The organism is Actinocorallia sp. A-T 12471 (assembly GCF_033875155.1).
GTDB lineage: Bacteria > Actinomycetota > Actinomycetes > Streptosporangiales > Streptosporangiaceae > Actinocorallia.
Window position 1 is genome coordinate 718,330 of record NZ_JAWZTE010000001.1, and the last position, 17,764, is coordinate 736,093.

A 17,764-nucleotide genomic window follows, 5' to 3' on the forward strand; every position below is an offset into this window, starting at 1 on the left:
CATGGCGGAGACCGGACCCCAGGGAGTACGGGCGGGCGGGCGGGTCGGTAGCCTCCGGCACATGCAGCGATCGCGACGCACCACACTGGCCGTCCCCGGGAGCAACCCGCGCTTCATCGACAAGGCGCGCGGACTGGCCGCCGACGAGATCTTCCTCGACCTGGAGGACGCCGTCGCGCCCGACGCCAAGGCCGAGGCGCGCAAGCTCGTCGTAGCGGCGCTGCGTGACGGCGGCTGGGGAGACAAGGTAAGGGTCGTCCGGGTGAACGCGCTCGACACCGAGTGGACGTACCGCGACGTCATCGAGGTCGTGGAAGGCGCGGGCGACGCGCTCGACTGCGTCATGCTGCCCAAGGTGACCCGCCCCGCGGACGTGCAGTGGCTCGACACCCTGCTCACCCAGATAGAGCGGGCGAACGGCCTCGAACCCGGACGCATCGGCATCGAGGCCCAGATCGAGGACGCGCGCGGCCTCATCGACGTCGACGCCATCGCCGCGTCCTCGCCCCGCCTGGAGACCCTCGTGTTCGGGCCCGGCGACTTCATGGCGTCGCTCAACATGAAGACCCTCGTCGTCGGCGAGCAGCCGCCCGGATACACCGAGGGCGACGCCTACCACTACATCTACATGCGCATCCTCATGGCGTGCCGCGCGTTCGGCCTCCAGGCCATCGACGGGCCCTACTTCAACGTCCGCGACACCGATGCCTTCACCAGGGCCGCACGCCGCACCGCCGCGCTCGGCTACGACGGCAAGTGGGTGCTGCACCCGTCGCAGATCGAGGCGGGCAACGAGGTCTTCTCCCCGGCCCAGGACGACTACGACCACGCCGAGCTGATCCTCGAGGCGTACGACTACTACACGACCGTCGAGAAGCGCGGCGCGGCGATGCTCGGCGACGAGATGATCGACGAGGCGTCGCGGAAGATGGCGCTCGTCGTCGCGGCCAAGGGCAGGGCGGCCGGGCTCGTCCGGACGAAGGCGTTCGAGCGTCCCGGGACCTGATCATCGGGGAGTGCCGCGGGCCGGTTACGCTGCTGGGATGGAGCCACCCGAGGACGCGCCGCCCCCGGAACGCGAGGACAAGCCAGCCGCCCCCGAGGCCACGTCCTGGGCCCCGGTGGACCCCGGCCCGTCCTTCGCCCCGCCGGAGCCGCAGGCGTCCTGGCCCGCCGAGCACACCTACCCGCTGCACCCGCAGCAGGCCCCGCCCCCTGCCCAGGGCCCCGGCTACCGGCTCCCCGCCGTGCCCCCGAGCCCCGGCTACCGCCTCCCCAACGAGCCGGTCCCCTACCCGCCCCCACCGGGCCCGCCAGGCCCCTACGGGCCCCCTCCCACAACCGGCCAGTACCCGTCTCCTCCAGGACCGGAGGCAACGGGCCCGTACGCACCCCCTCAGGGCGAGGCCGCGAACGATCCGTATGCGCCCCCTCCCGGCGCGACGGGTTCCTACGCGCCTCCGCCCACGACCGGCCCCTACGCGCCCCCTCAGGGCGAGGCCGCGAACGGTCCGTACGCGGCTCCTCCCGGCGCGACGGGTTCCTACGGAACCCCTCCCGCGACTTCCTACGGGCCTCCTCAGAGCCAGACCGCGACGGGTCCATACGGGCCGGGACCCTACGCGTCGGCTCAGGGAGCAAGTGCGACGGGTCCTTACGGGTCTCCGCCCGCGACGGGGCCCTACGCGTCGGCTCCGGGACAAGGGGCGACCGGCTCGTACGCGGTTGGTCCGGCTCCGGCTTCGGGTCCGTATGCGACGGGTCCGTACGCGTCGCCGTATTCGGGGCAGGGCGCGGGTGGGGCTTACGCGCAACCAGGTCAGTACGCGACCGGGGCCTATGCGGTGCCCGGGTACGGGCCGGGGTATCTGGTGCCGGGCGTGCATGTGCCCGGGCAGGCCGGGCCCTGGCTCGTCGGGCCGGAGCCGGGGGTGCCGTTCCACCGGATGGACCGGACCCGGCTGCACCGCTGGTGGCGGCCGCTCGTCGGGACGCTGACGCTCGGGGTCGGGCTCTTCGTCGTGTCCGTCATCGTGCTCGTCGTCTGGACCGTCGCGCGGTGGCTCATCACCGGCGAGGAGCCGGTGCTCACCGAGGACGGCACAGGGCTGTTCGGCGGGACGGTCGCCGACCTCGCCGGGCAACTCGCGCTCATCGCCGTCTGGCTGCCGCTCGTGTTCTTCGTCGTCTGGGGGATCGCCAGAAGGCCCCCGGGGACCGTCGTGTCCGTGCTCGGCCGGATGCGCTGGAAGTGGCTCGGCGTCTGCGCGCTGGTCGCCGTGGGATACGTCGTCATCTCCTACGGGCTGCTCGTCCTGGTCACCGCGCTGTTCGGCGACGACGAGCCGTCGCAGGGCGCGGGGTTCCCGGGCTGGGCGGCCGTCGTCGCGCCGCTCGTCGTGGTGCTGCTGCTCGTTCCGTTCCAGGCGACCGCCGAGGAGTTCGTCTTCCGCGGCTGGCTCCTGCAGGCGATCGGCGGCTGCACGCTGGCCCGTCCCGACGGTACCTACCGCAACGGGTTCACCCGCGCGCTGGGCAAGGTCTTCAGTACGCCGTGGCCCGCGATCGTCATCACCAGCGCGGTCTTCGTCGCGGGGCACGGCTACACCGGCTGGGCGATGGTCGACATCGGCCTGTGGGCGGTGGCCTGCGCCTGGCTCGCGGTCAAGACCGGCGGCCTGGAAGCGCCGATCGCCCTGCACGTGCTCAACAACCTCGTGGCCTTCGCCGTCCCCATCTTCGCGGGCGAACTGGAAGGCGCGCTCGACCAGGGCGGGGCCCCGGCCTACATCCTGCTGGCCGACCTTCCGCCGCTGCTCTTCTACGTGGCGGTCGTGCTGTGGCTGCGCCGCCGCATGAACGAGGCGGTGCGCACCCCCGGCGAGCCGCCCGAGCCGAAACCGCTCGCGGCGGTCACGGGCCCGGACGGCTTCCGCGTCGAGGAGTCCTGACCCGGAGGGTCAGCGGCGCTCGTCGGGCCGGTCGCCCACGCCGAAGACCTGGGTCCAGTCGCCCGCGGGCTGCTGCGGCTGCCCGTAGGGCTGCTGCGGAGGAACCTGCGGGCCCGGCTGCCCGTACTGCGGCTGCTGGGGCTGGCCGTACTGCCCCGGCGCGCCCTGCGGAGGCTGCTGCCCGTACGGCGGCTGCGGGGCCTGCTGGCCGAACTGCTGCCCGAACGCGTGCTGCGGCTGGCCGTACTGCGGCTGCTGCTGCGGCAGACCCTGCGGGGGCTGCCCCGGCTGCCCCGGCTGCCCCGGCTGGCCAAGCTGTCCCGGCTGGCCGAAGGCGGGCTGCTGCGGCGGGACGCCCGCGAACTGGGCGTGCCACTGCTGGAGGCCCTGGACCTTCAGCGCGAACTGCGGGTCCTTGGCGCCGAGGTAGTTCACCGGGGCCCAGGCCCGCCGCTTCGTGCCGTCGGCGAGGCGCAGCGTGACGCGGTCGGCGAACCAGAACTTGCCCGCCTCGATGGCGGCGACCTCGTGCCAGGCGTAGGTCCTGGTCTGCCAGCCGTCCATGGTGATGCCCTGCGGCGTCAGCGTGAGCCCGTACTTCGCGAACTGGAAGTAGTAGAAGACGAAGACCGCCGCGAGGATCAGGAAGACGACGCCGCTACCGGACGCGGAGACGGTGAACTGGAGCAGGCCGATGATGACGTAGGCACCGGCAAGGAAGAGGTAGATCTGGCGTTGTCTCGGTTCCTGCCGGAACTCCAGACGCTGCATCGGCGGTGCCCCCTCGGGTGGAACTGTCAGGTGGGCGTCTGATTTTACCCGCCTATGACTCCCCAGAGCAGGAGTGCCGCTTTCAGACCGTCGGTGAGCGGCAGGTCGTCGAGCCCGGTGAGCGGGACCCAGCGGACGTCCGAGGCGTCGTCTCCGGCCCGCGCCTCTCCGGACAGCACCCGCGCGCTGTAGTCGTGGACGTCATAAGGGCCGATCTGCACCGATCCGAGCAGCGCGCCGGGTTCCACGGACAAGGCGGTCTCCTCGGCCACCTCCCTGACGACGGCGTCGCGGTCGGACTCGCCGGGTTCGACCCGTCCGCCGGGTATCGACCACAGGCCCTCGCCGGGCGGGTTGGCCCGCCGGACGAGCAGCAGGTCGCCGTCCCGCACGATCACCGCCCCCACACATCGCATACGCCCCAGTAAAAGACTTTCCGGACTCAATAGGCAATCGCCCTTGACTTGCCGCCGCCGAACGGCGACCGTGAGTAGTCGTGGGCTCCGAACGCTTCTGTCCCCGCTGCGGCGGAACGGCGGTCCCGCCCGGCGAGGGCGGCGACTGGAACTGCGTGCTGCACGGGCCCGTGCTGCCGCTCGCCCCGCCCGTCCCGCCGAGCGCGGAAGGTCTCGCCGAGGCGCGCCGCGACGCCCAGGTGCCGCTCTGGCTGCCGTGGCCGTTGCCGTCGGGCTGGCTCGTCACCGGCTTCGTGAAGGCCGGAGACGAACGCTCAGGCGTCCGCGCGGCGGGGGTGGCGCTGTCCGGTCCCGGCCTGGCCGCGGGCCCCGCGGACATGCTCCTGGTCTCCGAGGAGGTCGGCGTGGGCCTCGGGGCCTACTACGCGGGCCTCAGCGGGCCTGATCCGGGCCCGGCGGTCGACGACGGGCCTCCGGACGCCAAAGTGGCGGCCGAGGGCCGTCCCGTGCCGCTCTGGGCCGTCCAGGCCCCCGCCGACCGTGCGGTCTACGCGGGCGAGGCGCTGGGCCGCTGGCTGTGGGCCGTGCTGTGGCCCGCCGAGGCGGGCGTCATGATCCTCGACCGACTCCAGCTCACCGATCTTCGCGAGCCGGGCATGGACCTCGACCTCCCCTACGGCGCGCCCTGCCCCCGGCTTGCCCCCCAGAAAGACGACGCGGAGGGCGGCTGACGGGCGGGCGGCCTCCCGTAGACCGTGCGTTTCCGGGCGAAGGGGGGATAGGCTTCCGCCGTGACTGCGCGCATTGAATCTGTGGTGACCAGTGGCCCGGTGACCGTCGACGACGAGGTCCTGACCGTCGAGGCCAACACGTGGATCGTCGGGGACGACGAGGCGGTGATCGTCATCGACCCGGCCAACGACGCCGAGGCCGTGCTCAAGGCGGTCGACGGGCGCGAGGTCATGGCAGTGGTCTGCACCAACGGGCGCGACAACATCCTGTCCACCGTGCTCGAGGTCTCCGCCGACGAGGAGCGCGGCGACGCCCCGATCATGCTGCACCGCGCCGACCGCCCGCTGTGGCGCACCTACTTCCGCAAGCTCGCGCAGGAGACCGAGGACGACGACCTGCGCTCGCTGGAGCCGGACCAGTACCTGGAGGAGGGCGGCGCGTTCGAGATCGCCGACGTCCAGCTCGAGGTCCTGCACACGCCGGGCTTCACCGGCGGAAGCATCTCCCTGTACGGCGAGGGCGAGTCGGTCCTGTTCACCGGCGGCACCCTGTGGCGCGGCCGTCCCGGCGTGTACGGCGAGGAATACCCCGAGCTGCACACCCAGCTGAACTCCATCAGCGCCCAGTTCGGCCAGCTTCCGCGCGACACCCGCGTGCTGCCCGGCCAGGGCGCGGAGACCGCCGTCGGCGAGGAGGCCGACCGCTGGGAGTCCTGGTACGAGCTGTCGCGCACCGACGCGGACTCCGACGAGTCCTGACGGGTGGAGCAGCTCGGCCTGGAGGGCATGCCGCGTCGGCTCTACCCGTGTACGCCGTCGCGGCTGAACACCTGGCTCGACTGTCCGCGCCGGTACCGGATGACCTACCTGGACCGGCCGCAGCCGCCCAAGGGCCCGCCCTGGGCGCACAACAGCGTCGGCGCGGCGGTGCACAACGCGCTCGCCGCCTACTGGCGGCTTCCGCTCGCCGAACGCACGCCGGAGGCGGCCGGGACGCTGCTGACGCGCGGCTGGCTCACCGACGGGTTCCGCGACGCCGCGCAGGCGCAGGAGTGGCGTGAGCGGGCGAAGTCGATGGTCGAGGAGTACGCCTCGGGGCTCGACCCGGCGCAGGAGCCGGCCGGGGTCGAGCGGACGGTCGCCACGCGCACCGAGGTGATCGCGGTCTCCGGCCGGATCGACAGGCTCGACCACCGGGGCGCTGCCCTGGCCGTCGTGGACTACAAGACAGGACGCCGCCCGCTCGCCGCCGAGGACGCGCGCGGCTCCCTGGCCCTCGCCCTGTACGCGATCGCCGCCTCACGGGTCCTGCGGCGGCCCTGCCGGACGGTCGAGCTCCACCACCTGCCCACGGGAACCGTCGCGGCGTGGGACCACACCGAGGAGTCCTTGGGACGGCACCTTCGCCGCGCCGAGCAGGTCGCCACCGAGTGCGCCGAAGCCGACGAGGCGTACAAGACCCGTATCCCGGCGCAGCGCAGGTCGTCGGAGAGCGGGGTCGAGCACGCCAGATACGACGAGGTCTTCCCGCCGAGCCCAGGGCCGCTGTGCGGATGGTGCGACTACGCGAGGCACTGCCCCGAGGGACAGGCCGCCGCTCCCCGCAAGGAGCCCTGGGCGGCACTGGCGGACGCCCCCGCAGGCCGTTAGGCGGGCGTCAGGGTACGGGTGGGCCAGCGGCGCGGGTCGCGCAGGCCGATCAGCCCCTTGGACATGTCGTAGCCCTCGGCCTCCAGATTGCGCCGCGTCCGCTCGAGCATGTCCCTGGTCGGCTTCATGAACGCGTAGTCGTGCACGCTCTCGGGGATCGAGTTCACCGCGAGCCGGAACGAGCGCAGCGCGGCAGTCACCAGGGGCTGGGGGACCTCGGGGAGCGTCCCGTACATCTCACGCGCCCACCTGGGCAGGGAGTAGTAGCACAGCGCGCCGAACGGGAAGTAGGCGGGCTTTCCGGCCGACAGGAACCTCAGGTTCTCCGGCAGGTTCGGCCACACGAGGAACTTGACGGTCTCCAGCGCCTCGCGGGTCGCCCGCAGCTGCGGCCGCATCTCCCGGAAGTAGTCCTCCATCGCCTTGACGCTGCCGGGGACGTCCTCGGCGTGCAGGCCCACGTGCTCGGCGGTGTACCGCTGCTCGTCGAGGTACCGGTCGGCCATGGCGTCGGTGAGGGGCAGCCCGGCCCGTCGGGCGGTCTCCAGGTAGGAGTACACCTCCGCGCAGTGCACCCACAGCAGGAGTTCTGGCTGGTCGAGCCGCTCCTTCTTGCCGGTGTCGTGGTTGAGGATGCGCAGGCTGCGGTGGATGCCGCGGACCCGCGCCGCGAGCGTCTCGATCTCCTGCGGGCTGCCGAACGTAGCGACCCCGACGAAGTCGGCCGTGCGCTGGAGCCTCCCGAAGGGGTCCTCCTGGAAGTTGCTGTTCTGCCACACACCCCACATCGCCATGGGATGCAGCGCCTGGAGCATAAGACTCCGCACCCCGCCCACCCACATCGACCGGTCGATGTGCACCCGCCACGTCACGCTCTCCGGAGCCGCCACCGAAGCCGCCATCCCCACCTCCACGAGACAAAGTCACGTAAGTGTATCGTTACGACCCCCAGCGCGACAGAGCGCGATGCGACAAATGGGGCTTAGTGTCGCTCGGCGGAGTTCCAGAAGTCGGTGAGGGCGTGGGCGGTGGTTTCGGGGGCCTCCCAGGCGGGGGAGTGTGCTGCGCCGGGGATCACGACGCGGACCGCGTCGAGTCTGTCGGCCATCGCGGCCTGTACGCGCGGGTCCCAGGCGTCGTCGTCCTCGCCGAACAGGACCATGATCGGCAGGTCGGCGTCGTCGCAGACCTTGCACAGGTCCTCGACCTTGTCGGGCGCGGTCAGCAGCTCCCCGGCCATCTCGATCAGGCCGCGCGGGCAGGTGCGCAGCGACCTGTCGCGCAGGAACGAGATCACCGGGCCCGGCCGGCCCGCCGCGACGGCGTCGGGGCCGAGCTTGATGTCCCAGATGTCGGCCATGCCGAGCACCTTCAGCGCCTCACGCAGCGTGTGCGCGCGCTCGGCCGACTGCCCGGCGATCGCGCCGGGCCCCGACGACATCAGCGTGAACGACGCGACGGCCGTCGGATCGGCCAGGACGGCCTCACGGGTGACGAGCCCGCCGAAGGAGTGCCCCACGAGGTGGACGGGCTCGGGGCCGAGCTTGTCGGCGAGCGCCCGGATGTCGGCGGAAAGGGCGGAAAGCCGGTAGTTATCCGGCTCGTCCGGGGTGCCGGCCGTCTCGTACTGGCCGCGCATATCGACGGCGACGACCCGGCGGCCCGCCCGCGTCAGGGTCTGCAGGACGCCGAGGAAGTCCTCCTTGCTGCCGGTGTATCCGGGCACAAGGAGCGCGGGTTGCCGTTCCGGCTCGCCTATGGGCACGGCCTCGAGCACGGCGAACTCGCCACGCGCCGTCCGCAGGGTCGTACGGCGCACGACGGGGGGCAGGTCCAGAAACCGGGGCGTACTCACGGTGATTCAACCTACCAACCGGGCGGCGCGTTGCGTGTCCCCGAAGGGGAAGGGCTTGGCCTCCGGCACGCGCGCCGCCCTCACCGGGGCGTCACAGAAAGCCAAGAATCCGCCTGATCCCGCAAAAAAGGGATCAAGCGGATTCCGATGTTCGCCGGCCGGCCGGTCAGCCGTGGCCGGACTTTCAGCTGTTCTCCGACACCGTGCCCTCGGCGGCCGGACGACGGGTCCGCGTGCGGCGGCGGCGCGGCCGCTTGGCCTCGGCCGACTCGTTGCGGACCGGCTCGATCGCCTCGGACTTGGACTCCGGGGCCGCGACCGCCTCGGCGGCCGGAGCCGCCGCGGAGTCCGCCGACGCGCCCCGACGGGTGCGCGTGCGGGTCCTGGTGCGCTCGCGGCGCGGCCGCGGCTCACGCTCGGCCTTGACCTTGGGGGTGCGCGACCTGCCGGTCTCGCCGATGTCCTCGAGCGCCTCGGCGTTCAGACCCTCGCGCTCGCGCTGGTCCTTGGGGAGGGTGCCCTTGACGGACTTGGCGATCGACAGCGCCTCGTACAGGTGGTCGGACGTGGAGTACGTCTCCTGCGGGTCGGCGAAGTCGAGCCCGAGCGCCTTGTTGATCAGCTTCCAGCGCTGGAGGTCGTTCCAGTCCACCAGCGTGACCGCGATGCCCTCCTTGCCGGCCCGGCCGGTGCGGCCGATCCGGTGGACGTGGGTCTTCTCGTCCTCGGGGCACTCGTAGTTGACCACGTGGGTGACGTCGTCGATGTCGAGGCCGCGCGCCGCCACGTCGGTGGCGATGAGCACGTCGATCTTGCCGTGCCGGAACGCGCGCAGCGCACGTTCGCGCTGGCCCTGGCCGAGGTCGCCGTGCACGGCGGCGACGGCGAAGCCGCGCTGTGCCATGTCGGCGGCGAGCCTGTCGCAGGTGCGCTTGGTCTGGCAGAACACCATGGTCAGGCCACGGCCGTCGGCCTGCAGGAGGCGCGCGAGCACCTCGGGCTTGTCCATCTGGTGCGCCTGCCACACGAACTGCCGCACCTTGGGCTGCGCCTCGGACTCGGCGTGCGCCTCGGCCCTGACGTTCGTCGGACGGGTCAGGTACTTGCGCGACAGGGTCATGATCTCGCCCGGCATGGTCGCCGAGAAGAGCATGGTCTGGCGCTGCTCGGGCACCTTGGCGACGATCCGCTCGATGTCGGGCAGGAAGCCCAGGTCGAGCATGCGGTCGGCCTCGTCGAGCACGAGCACCGAGACCTGCGACAGGTCGAGGTGGCGCTGCTTGATCAGGTCGAGCATCCGGCCCGGCGTGCCGACGACGACGTCGACGCCGTCGCGCAGCGCCTCGATCTGCGGCTCGTAGGCACGGCCGCCGTACACCGACAGCACGCGCGAGCCGAGCTTGCCGCCCGCCAGCGTGAGGTCGTCGTGCACCTGGATGGCCAGCTCCCGGGTCGGTACCACGACGAGGCCCTGGGGGGCCTTGCCGCCGTGGGTGATCCGCTGGAGCAGCGGGATGCCGAACGCGAACGTCTTGCCCGTGCCGGTTCGCGCCTGGCCGATGATGTCCTGGCCCTCGAGCGCGATGGGCAGCGCGAGGGACTGGATCGGGAAGGGTGTGGTGATGCCCTCGGTCGCGAGGGCGTCGGCTATCTCGGGGATGACCCCGAGTTCGGTGAAGGTAGTCAGGGCTTCCAGCCTCCGTAGTAGGACGGCGGTCAAACACCCCGGAAGCACCGTGGGAGCGCGGCGCTGCAAAGGCCTTGGTTTCCGGCCGCGCGCTCGCGCGGGAGGGACCTGCCGTCGGTCTTCGTTTCGGCGTGGACCGCGTACGCGGGGTGGAGCCGACTCGCGGACTGTCGTTCCGGGGACTTGATTTCCGGGACTGTCCATGACGCTGAATCGGCGGGGCGCGCGGTCACACTCTGCAACACAGTGTACCTCTTGCCCCGCACTCCCCGCCATAGCAGAAAATCGCGTTGTCAGGACGGGGATTCGAGCCTCAACTAGCCCCTTGACCGGCGGGAAGGCCCGAGATGATCATCTCGGTGAGCAGCGCGAAGCTTTCCTCGGTCTTCTGCGGCAGTCCGAAGCCGCCCGAGGACTCGAGGACCGCGAACCCGTGGACCGCCGCGCGGACGCAGCGTGTCGCGTGGACGGCGTCCTCGCCCTCGAGGCCGCGTGAGCGCATCGCGGCGAAGAACACGTTCACCAGGCGTGCGGCGGCCTCGGCGATGGCGGGTTCCGGCTGCTGGATCATCGCGGCGTACCTGTGCGGGTTCTCTAGGACGTACTGACGGTAGGCGGCCATGAGCGCCCTGATCCCGTCGTCTCCCGAGCGGCCGAGCAGGACCTCGGTACCGCGCTCGGTCATCTCGTCCATGACGCGGACGGAGATCAGGACGCGCAGTTCCGCGAGGTTGCGCACGTGCTTGTACAGGGACGGGGTGGCGACGCCCGCCCGTCCCGCCACGGCCGCCAGGGTGAGCGCCGCGGGACCCTCCTCGTCGAGGAGGGCCATGGCGACGTCGACGACGGCGGCCGCGGACAGGCCGGCCCTAGGCAAGGGCGTGGGCCTTCAGGAAGCCCAGGACCGCCGCGTTGGTCTCGGCCGGGTGCTGGGCGTGCGGGTAGTGGCCTGAGCCTTCGATCATGACGGCCTCGCCGCGCGGCAGGATCCGGGCGAGGTCCTCGGCCTCGCCGCGCGGGCTGGTGAAGTCGGGGTCCATGGTGCCCATGATGACCAAGGCGGGGACGGCGACGCGAGGCAGGGCCGCGCCGGACTCGGCCGCGGAGGACGTCATCATCGCCGCGAAGGCCGCCATCCTCCCCGGTTCTGCCATCTTGGCCGTAAGCGCGCTCATCTGCGCCTCGTAGTCGGCGGGGCGGACGCCGGGGTAGGCGTGGTCGAGGTAGCGCCGCCACACCCGGACGCTGCGCAGCAGGGTGGCTCCCAGGATGAGGGTCATGCCCTTGACGAAGCGCCAGGAGACGTCGCGCAGGCGCATCGAGGGGGTGCGGGTGCCGGGGCCGATCTGGACGATCGCGGTGATCTCCTCGGGCCCTTCGACGGCGGCGAGGGCCGCGGAGCCCGCCGAGAAGGAGTGGCCGACGAGGATCGCGGGCCCGCCCAGGTGGCGGATGAGGGCAAGGAGGTCGGCGGCGGTGTCGGCGCGGGTATGGCTGGCGAATCCGGTGTCGGACTCTCCGTGCCCGCGCAGGTCCACTGACGCGACCCGGTAACCGGCCCCGAGCAGGGCGGCGCTGAGGTAGCGGAAGGCTTGTCGCCTGTCTCCGATGCCGTGGCTGAGCACGACAAGGGGCCCTTCTCCGGCGACCTCGTAGGAGATCCGTCCGCCTTCGACGTTCAGGTACTCGGTCATGCCCGCCTCCTTGGCTAATGTCTATAGCCATAAAGCTAAGCTGCTTAGCCAAGGGCGTCAACCCCCATCTAGGCCACACCGGTTCCGGATTTTCTGGACAATGGTCCCCGGCAAGATCCCTACACCCCCATCCGAGGACGACCATGAGCTGGCAGGCGCCCGGTTACGACGAGATCCGCGAACTGGGCAGCGGCGCCCACGGGCGGGTCGTTCTCGCGGTCGACAAGATGACCGGGGCATACCGGGCGATCAAGTACGTCACGCAGCGGCCCGAGCAGCTCAAGGCGGAGGCCGACATCCTCGCCTCGATCGAGGACCCCAACGTCGCCGAGGTCCACCAGGTCCTCGACGGGCCCGGCGAGGAGGCCGCGATCGTCATGGAGGCGGTCGAGGGCCACAGCCTGCGGGCCGTCCTGGACAAGCACGGCGCGCTCGAGCCCGTGGCGGCCCTGTACGTCCTCAAGGGCTCCCTGCTGGGCCTGGGGGCCGCGCACGCGGCGGGGATCGTCCACCGGGACTACAAGCCCGCCAACGTCATCGTGGGGCCGGACGGGGCAAGCAAGCTCGTCGACTTCGGGATCGCCGTCCCCGACGGGGAGACAGGACGCGCGGGAACCCCCTCCTACATGGCCCCCGAGCAGTGGACCGGCGGCCCGGCCTCGCCTGCGACCGACGTGTACGCCGCGACCTGCGTCTTCTTCGAGTGCATCGCGGGGATGAAGCCGTTCGACGCCTTCGACCTCGGCGACCTCCAGCAGCAGCACCAGAACAACGCCCCGCCCGTCGAGCGGGTGCCGCAGTACCTGCGCGAGCTCACCGTGCGCGGCCTCGCCAAGTTCCCCGCGCAGCGGCCCGTGGACGCCTTCGCGTTCGTCAAGCAGGTCGAGAAGGTCGCCCGCAAGGCGTACGGACGGCACTGGGAGCGGCGCGGCGCGGCGGCGCTCGCCACCGCGTCGGGGTTCGCCGGGGGGCTCGTCCTCGCCGCCCGCGTCGGGACGGCGACCGCCCGTCCGACGACCTTCGCCAGCCAGATCGGCAGCCGTGGCCTGCTCGGCAGGATCGGGGTCGTGCAGGCGTCGATCGTCACCGCCGCCGCGGTGATCGCGGGGGCCGCCGGGTTCATGGTGTATTCGGCGTCCGGCGAGGAGCCCGCACCCGAGCCCGAGCAGACGCTCGTGCAGGCGGGACCCCCGGTCAAGGCCAAGGTGGCGGTCGAGTTCGTCAAGGAGGACACCCCGACCGAACGGGTCACCGTGCCGACGGTCGTGGGGATCGCCGACCCGATCGTCGCCGAGAAGGTCAACGCGACGCTGCGCGAGCCGGTGGACCGCCACCTGGCCGAGGCGAGACCCCAGCGCGACGGCCAGGACGTCCTGGTCGTCGCGGCGAAGGTCGGCCTCCAGACCGAGGACCTGCTGTCGGTCGCCTACGAGTACACGATCGAGCCCGCCGACACCGCGGCGGGCAACTGGGCGAAGAACTTCTGGACCCGTTTCTCGGCCACCGTCGACCTGCGCAGCGGCGCGGCGATCGGGGCGCGGCAGATGTTCCCTGCGACGTCGCTGCCCGGCCTCAGCCAGAAGCTCACCGCGGCCGCCGACAAGCAGACCGCCGCCTGCTTCGCCGAAGCGCCCCTGCGCCTTGAGCAGGCGACCCTTGACGACGTGCTGCGGCCCGTCCTGCAGAGCAGGGGGATCAGGGCAGACCTGTACCTCGGCACCGAGGAGCACTCCCAGGCGTGCCGAGTGGTGTCGGTCAGGCTGTCCTACAAGGCCGTGGAGAACCTGATGACGCCCTGGGTGCGCGCCGCCGTCGTCCGCCGCTGACGCGGACTGCCCGCCCCCGGCCGGGGGCGGGCGGAGGTCAGGCGGGGTCGGTGGGGCGCGGGAAGCCGGAGATGCCGCGCCAGGCGAGCCGCGCGATCACGTTCTCGGCGGTCTCCTTGGGGATCGCCTTCTGCTGCGACAGCCAGTAGCGCGCGCTGACCTCGGCCATGCCGACGAGGCCGATGCCCAGCAGGTACGCCTCGTCGACCGACGCGCGGGTGTCCTCCTGGATCACCTTGGCGATCATCTCGGCGCACTTGTGGTTGGCGCGTTCTACCCGCGCGCGCACCTGGGCGACGTTGCGCAGGTCGGACTCGAACACCAGGCGGTAGGCTTCGCCGTCGCCCGCGACGAAGTCGTAGAACGCCTGCATGCTGGCCTGTACGCGCATCTTGTTGTCGGTGGTGGAGGCGAGCGCGTCGCGCACGGTCGTCACCAGGGCCTCGGCGTGCTCGTCGAGCAGCGCCAGGTAAAGCTCGAGCTTGCCGGGGAAGTGCTGGTAGAGCACGGGCTTGCTCACTCCGGCGCGCTCCGCGATCTCGTCCATCGCCGCGGCGTGGTATCCCTGCGCCACGAAGACCTCCTGGGCGGCGCCGAGCAGCTGCCGCCTGCGGGCCATCCGCGGCAGCCGGGTGCCCCGGGGTCGGGCGTCCGGAGTTGCGGTCACGACCATGCTCCTCTTGGTACTGGAACAAACTTGAGCGGCCCTGGGTGTGCCGCTGCCCAATCCCATCATCCTACGCGCCGGTAACCTTGCTGGTCACCTATCTGCAATGCTCGCGATGGTCTCCTGTGTCCCAGTGCCGTGCGCACTCCGCACGTCCCCCGAGCGACCCGGCCGCCAAAGCGTCAGGCCGAACGGTACTCGTCCTCGTCGATACCGACCTCCCTGCGCTGCTCATAGGAGTCGGCGGGGTCGGCCTCCATGGGGACCGGCTCCTCGAGCTCCTCCTCGTCCTGCCGTGCTTCGTCCTGGAGTTCGACCGCCTCGTCCTCGGGCGTCGCGTCGAAGATCTTCGGTTCCGGCATCGGTCCTCCTGCGTCGCTGACGGTCATCTCGCAAGCTCCCGGAGTGAGGGCTCTATGGCTTCACCGTACGTCGGAACCGCGCGGACCACGTCGGCCAGGGCCGCCACCGGCAGCTCCGCCCTGATGGCCAGGGCGATCTCGGCCATCCAGTCCGGCGCTCCCGGCCCCACGGCGGCCGCTCCGGCCAGCACCCCGCGCCTGGCGTCGGCGTACAGTTCCACCCTTCCCACCACACCCGGGGACAATGCCGCCCGAACCGTGGCGGAAAGATCGCGTCCCGCCGTCGTCAGGGCCTCCGACGGGGCCGCGCCGGCCGCCCACACCGGAGGACTCGTCTGGACGGTCCTGGGCAGCGCCCGGTAGTCGGCGGTGCGCTCCATGCCGAGCAGGTTGTCCAGGACGACCCGGGACTGCTCGAGTGAGGCGTGCCGGTGCCCGGTGACGCTGCCCGCCGCCCACACGCCCTCCAGGACCCGGCAGCGCTCGTCGGCCTCAAGGGTGGTCGCCCCGAGGTGCTCGAGGCCCAGGCCGGTCGCACGGGGCCGTCTGCCGGCCGCCAGCAGCAGCCGGTCGGCGTACAGGTCGGTGCCGTCCGACAGCAGCAGCCGCACCCCGAGGTCGGTCAGCTCGGCCTGCGCGGGCCGGACGTCGGTGCGCACCCGCACCCCCGTGCGGCGAAGGATCTCGGCCAAGAGCTCCCCGGTGAAGGGGGCCTCGCGCGGCAGGAGCCGTGGCTCGTCGGTCACCAGGGTGACGTGGCTGCCGTAGGTGGCGTAGATCTGAGCCAGCTCACAGCCTTCCGGGTCGTCGCCGAGCACCACCAGACGACGGGGGACGCCGAAGCCGCCCAGCGCCTCGGCCGTGGTCCAGGTGGGCACGTCGAGCAGGCCAGGCACGACCGGCAGCAGCGGTTCGCTGCCGGTGGCGATCACCAGGTCGCGGCAGCCGTGCGCGGCGGCGTCCTCCGGCCCGAAGACCTTCACCAGGCCCGGTCCGGCGATCTGGCCGATGCCCTCAAGGACCGTCACGCCGGCCGGCATGCGCGGCGGATGGCCCGCGAGGTCCCGCAGCGCCACCGCCTGCCGCCAGGCGTCGCCCCGCTCGGCCGCCTGCTGGAGCGCCGCGCAGCGCTCACGGATGCGGTCGCCGCCGACGGCGCGGCACTCCACGAGGCCGACCGCGCGGCCCGCGTCGGCAAGCCCGGCGGCGATGCGGGAGCCGGAGGTGCCGCCGCCGAGCACGATCACGTCGAAGTCCATGCCGCAATGGTGGCGGAGCGTGACGGCTCGTGCGCGGGTTTTCCACAACAGCGGGTGTGTTCGCGCGGTCGCTCAGCCCTGCACCAGCGGCGCGAGGAGATCGCCCATCTCGGCGACCCTGACCAGGACGTCTTCCGCGGTGAAAGGCAGGGGCTCGCCCTTCTCCACCTCCTCCCAGGTGAGCGGAGTGGAGACGCGCGGTTCCGGCGCGGCGCGCAGCGAGTAGGGCGCGACCGTCGTCTTTGCCGGGTTGTTCTGTGACCAGTCCACGAACACCTTGCCTCCGCGCAGGCTCTTGTCCATCCGGCTGACCACGTACTTCGGGTGCTCCTTGGCGAGGCGTTCGGCCGCCCGCTTCGCGTACGCGCTTGTGTCGTCCACCTGCCTGTCCTTCACGGGGACGTACAGGTGCAGGCCCTTCTTGCCGCTGTTCTTCGGATAAGCGTCCAGGCCGTCTTCGGCGAGGACGTCGCGCAGTAGGAGGCCGACCTCGCAGCAGGCCGAGAACGTCGCGGGCTCGCCAGGGTCGAGGTCGAAGACCATCAGGTCGGTCCTGCGGCCGATCCGCCACTGCGGGACGTGCAGTTCGAGCGCGGCGAGGTTCGCGCACCACACGAGCGTCGCCAGGTCGTCGATGACCACGAACTCGACGGACTCGTTGCGGCCGCCCGGCGTCTGCACAGTCTCGGTCCGCACCCACTCGGGGGTGCCTCGCGGCGCGTTCTTCTCGAAGAAGCGCAGGCCGTCCACGCCCTCGGGGAAACGCAGCCGGGTGGCGACCCTGTCGCGCAGATGGGGGAGCAGGACAGGGGCGATCCGCGTGTAGTAGTCGATCACCTCGCCTTTGGTGAAGTGCGGGTAGAGCGGCTTGTCGAGGTTCGACAAAGACAGCTTCCTGCCTTCGATGGTGACCTGGACCTTGTTCTGGGCGTCACTCACGGATGACCTCTCCGGGGCTCTTGTCCGAGCGCAGGCCGCGCCAGGACGGGTGGCGCAGGCGCCCGTCGGGCGTCCACTCGGTGAAGGCGACCTCCCCGACCAGCAGAGGCTCGACCCAGTGGGCGTCCTTGGCGACCGTGCGAGGTATCTCCCCGTGGCACGGGGACGTGGAGCGCTCCAGGGGCTTGAGCAGCAGGGCGAGTTCGTCAAGGAAGTCGTCAGAGAAGCCGGTGCCTACGTGCCCGGCGAAGCGCAGTTCCCCGTCGATGTGCACGCCGCACAGCAGGGAGCCGACCGCGCCGAACCTGCGGCCCTGCCCGGGACGCCATCCGACGATGACGACCTCCTGCGTCCGCAGGTTCTTGATCTTGATCCAGGCCGAGCTGCGGCGTCCGGGGGTGTAGCGCGAGTCGAGCCGCTTGGCCACGAGCCCCTCGAGGCTCTCCTCGGCCGTGTAGGCGAGCAGCTCGTCCACCTGCTCACGGTCCTCGGCGAGCAGGTGCGGAGGGACCTCCACGGGCCCCGCGGCGAGCTCCAGGTCCTCGAGGGCGGCGCGCCGCAGCCGGTAGGGGACGTCGAGGAGCGACCGGTCGTCGAGGCGCAGGAGGTCGAACACGACGTAGCGCACCGGCACGGCCCGGACCAGGGCCGCGGTGGGCGCGCGCACGTGCATCCGGCGTTGCAGGCGGGCGAAGGAGGGCTTGCCGCCCTCGAAGGCGACGATCTCGCCGTCGAGGACCGCGTCGTGCCCTGGCAGGAGGTCGGCGAGCGCGCCGAGCTCCGGATACGAGGCGGTGATCGGGGTGCCCCGGCGGCCGAAGATCAGGGCCCGGCCGCCCTCGACACGGCTGATGGCGCGCACGCCGTCCCACTTGAGCTCCAGGGCCCAGTGGTCGAGGTCGTCGGGCATCTCCCCGGGGGTGGCCAGCATGGGCTCCAGCACATCCACGGGGATG

Annotated in this window: 18 protein-coding genes; 6 read left to right on the plus strand and 12 right to left on the minus strand. The window is 71.7% G+C overall.

What is annotated here, in order from left to right:
* Nucleotides 1-61 precede the first annotated feature (61 nt).
* Nucleotides 62-1,006: a CoA ester lyase gene (locus R9X44_RS03385; protein ID WP_319812450.1), complete on the plus strand. Its 945-nt coding sequence runs from the start codon at nucleotides 62-64 to the stop codon at nucleotides 1,004-1,006.
* A gap of 37 nt (nucleotides 1,007-1,043) precedes the next feature.
* Nucleotides 1,044-2,951 (plus strand): CPBP family intramembrane glutamic endopeptidase, encoded by a 1,908-nt coding sequence (locus R9X44_RS03390; RefSeq protein ID WP_319812451.1) that lies wholly within the window; start codon nucleotides 1,044-1,046, stop codon nucleotides 2,949-2,951.
* 9 nt (nucleotides 2,952-2,960) lie between these two features.
* Here R9X44_RS03390 and R9X44_RS03395 read toward each other — a convergent pair whose 3' ends face one another.
* Together R9X44_RS03395 and R9X44_RS03400 are read right to left on the minus strand one after the other, a co-directional pair.
* The gene (locus tag R9X44_RS03395) at nucleotides 2,961-3,722 is read right to left on the minus strand and encodes a hypothetical protein (RefSeq protein ID WP_319812452.1); all 762 of its coding nucleotides are present in this window, start codon (nucleotides 3,720-3,722) and stop codon (nucleotides 2,961-2,963) included.
* Between the two features lie 44 nt (nucleotides 3,723-3,766).
* Nucleotides 3,767-4,138: an NUDIX hydrolase gene (locus tag R9X44_RS03400; protein WP_319812453.1), complete on the minus strand. Its 372-nt coding sequence runs from the start codon at nucleotides 4,136-4,138 to the stop codon at nucleotides 3,767-3,769.
* 80 nt (nucleotides 4,139-4,218) lie between these two features.
* Here R9X44_RS03400 and R9X44_RS03405 point away from each other — a divergent pair, with 80 nt between their 5' ends.
* From R9X44_RS03405 to R9X44_RS03415, 3 genes are read left to right on the plus strand one after another with little or no spacing between them, the layout of a single operon-like run.
* Nucleotides 4,219-4,869 carry a DUF6758 family protein gene (locus R9X44_RS03405; protein WP_319812454.1) on the plus strand — a complete coding sequence of 217 codons (651 nt, stop codon included), beginning with the start codon at nucleotides 4,219-4,221 and terminating at the stop codon, nucleotides 4,867-4,869.
* Between the two features lie 60 nt (nucleotides 4,870-4,929).
* Complete coding sequence (locus R9X44_RS03410) at nucleotides 4,930-5,628, plus strand: MBL fold metallo-hydrolase (protein WP_319812455.1); 699 nt, start codon at nucleotides 4,930-4,932, stop codon at nucleotides 5,626-5,628.
* A gap of 3 nt (nucleotides 5,629-5,631) precedes the next feature.
* Nucleotides 5,632-6,519: a PD-(D/E)XK nuclease family protein gene (locus R9X44_RS03415; RefSeq protein WP_319812456.1), complete on the plus strand. Its 888-nt coding sequence runs from the start codon at nucleotides 5,632-5,634 to the stop codon at nucleotides 6,517-6,519.
* Here R9X44_RS03415 and R9X44_RS03420 read toward each other — a convergent pair.
* The 5 genes from R9X44_RS03420 to R9X44_RS03440 form a co-directional block, all read right to left on the minus strand.
* Nucleotides 6,516-7,421, minus strand: coding sequence for an oxygenase MpaB family protein (locus tag R9X44_RS03420; RefSeq protein ID WP_319812457.1), 906 nt, complete (start codon nucleotides 7,419-7,421; stop codon nucleotides 6,516-6,518). The genes R9X44_RS03415 and R9X44_RS03420 overlap by 4 nt on opposite strands.
* Nucleotides 7,422-7,501: 80 nt before the next feature.
* Nucleotides 7,502-8,374, minus strand: coding sequence for an alpha/beta hydrolase (locus tag R9X44_RS03425; protein ID WP_319812458.1), 873 nt, complete (start codon nucleotides 8,372-8,374; stop codon nucleotides 7,502-7,504).
* Nucleotides 8,375-8,558: 184 nt separating this feature from the next.
* Nucleotides 8,559-10,034: a DEAD/DEAH box helicase gene (locus tag R9X44_RS03430; RefSeq protein WP_413774906.1), complete on the minus strand. Its 1,476-nt coding sequence runs from the start codon at nucleotides 10,032-10,034 to the stop codon at nucleotides 8,559-8,561.
* A gap of 340 nt (nucleotides 10,035-10,374) precedes the next feature.
* Nucleotides 10,375-10,938 (minus strand): TetR-like C-terminal domain-containing protein, encoded by a 564-nt coding sequence (locus R9X44_RS03435; RefSeq protein WP_319812460.1) that lies wholly within the window; start codon nucleotides 10,936-10,938, stop codon nucleotides 10,375-10,377.
* Nucleotides 10,931-11,755 (minus strand): alpha/beta hydrolase, encoded by an 825-nt coding sequence (locus R9X44_RS03440; RefSeq protein WP_319812461.1) that lies wholly within the window; start codon nucleotides 11,753-11,755, stop codon nucleotides 10,931-10,933. The genes R9X44_RS03435 and R9X44_RS03440 overlap by 8 nt, the downstream gene beginning before the upstream one ends.
* Nucleotides 11,756-11,898: 143 nt before the next feature.
* Here R9X44_RS03440 and R9X44_RS03445 point away from each other — a divergent pair, with 143 nt between their 5' ends.
* Entirely contained in the window at nucleotides 11,899-13,581 is a 1,683-nt protein-coding gene (locus R9X44_RS03445) for a serine/threonine-protein kinase (protein WP_319812462.1), read from the plus strand.
* A gap of 37 nt (nucleotides 13,582-13,618) precedes the next feature.
* On the opposite strand, the gene R9X44_RS03450 is transcribed toward R9X44_RS03445, so the two are convergent.
* The 5 genes from R9X44_RS03450 to ligD (R9X44_RS03470) form a co-directional block, all read right to left on the minus strand.
* Nucleotides 13,619-14,248, minus strand: coding sequence for a TetR/AcrR family transcriptional regulator (locus R9X44_RS03450; RefSeq protein ID WP_319812463.1), 630 nt, complete (start codon nucleotides 14,246-14,248; stop codon nucleotides 13,619-13,621).
* A 182-nt stretch (nucleotides 14,249-14,430) separates the two neighbouring features.
* A complete protein-coding gene (locus tag R9X44_RS03455; protein WP_319812464.1) occupies nucleotides 14,431-14,610 on the minus strand; it encodes a hypothetical protein in 180 nt (59 codons plus the stop codon).
* 23 nt (nucleotides 14,611-14,633) lie between these two features.
* Nucleotides 14,634-15,869, minus strand: coding sequence for an FAD-dependent oxidoreductase (locus R9X44_RS03460; RefSeq protein WP_319812465.1), 1,236 nt, complete (start codon nucleotides 15,867-15,869; stop codon nucleotides 14,634-14,636).
* A gap of 72 nt (nucleotides 15,870-15,941) precedes the next feature.
* The gene (gene ligD / locus R9X44_RS03465) at nucleotides 15,942-16,808 is read right to left on the minus strand and encodes a non-homologous end-joining DNA ligase (protein ID WP_319812466.1); all 867 of its coding nucleotides are present in this window, start codon (nucleotides 16,806-16,808) and stop codon (nucleotides 15,942-15,944) included.
* On the minus strand, nucleotides 16,801-17,757 hold the full coding sequence (gene ligD / locus R9X44_RS03470) for a non-homologous end-joining DNA ligase (RefSeq protein WP_319812467.1): 957 nt from the start codon (nucleotides 17,755-17,757) through the stop codon (nucleotides 16,801-16,803). Before ligD (R9X44_RS03470) ends, ligD (R9X44_RS03465) begins: the two co-directional genes overlap by 8 nt.
* Between the last annotated feature and the right edge of the window lie 7 nt (nucleotides 17,758-17,764).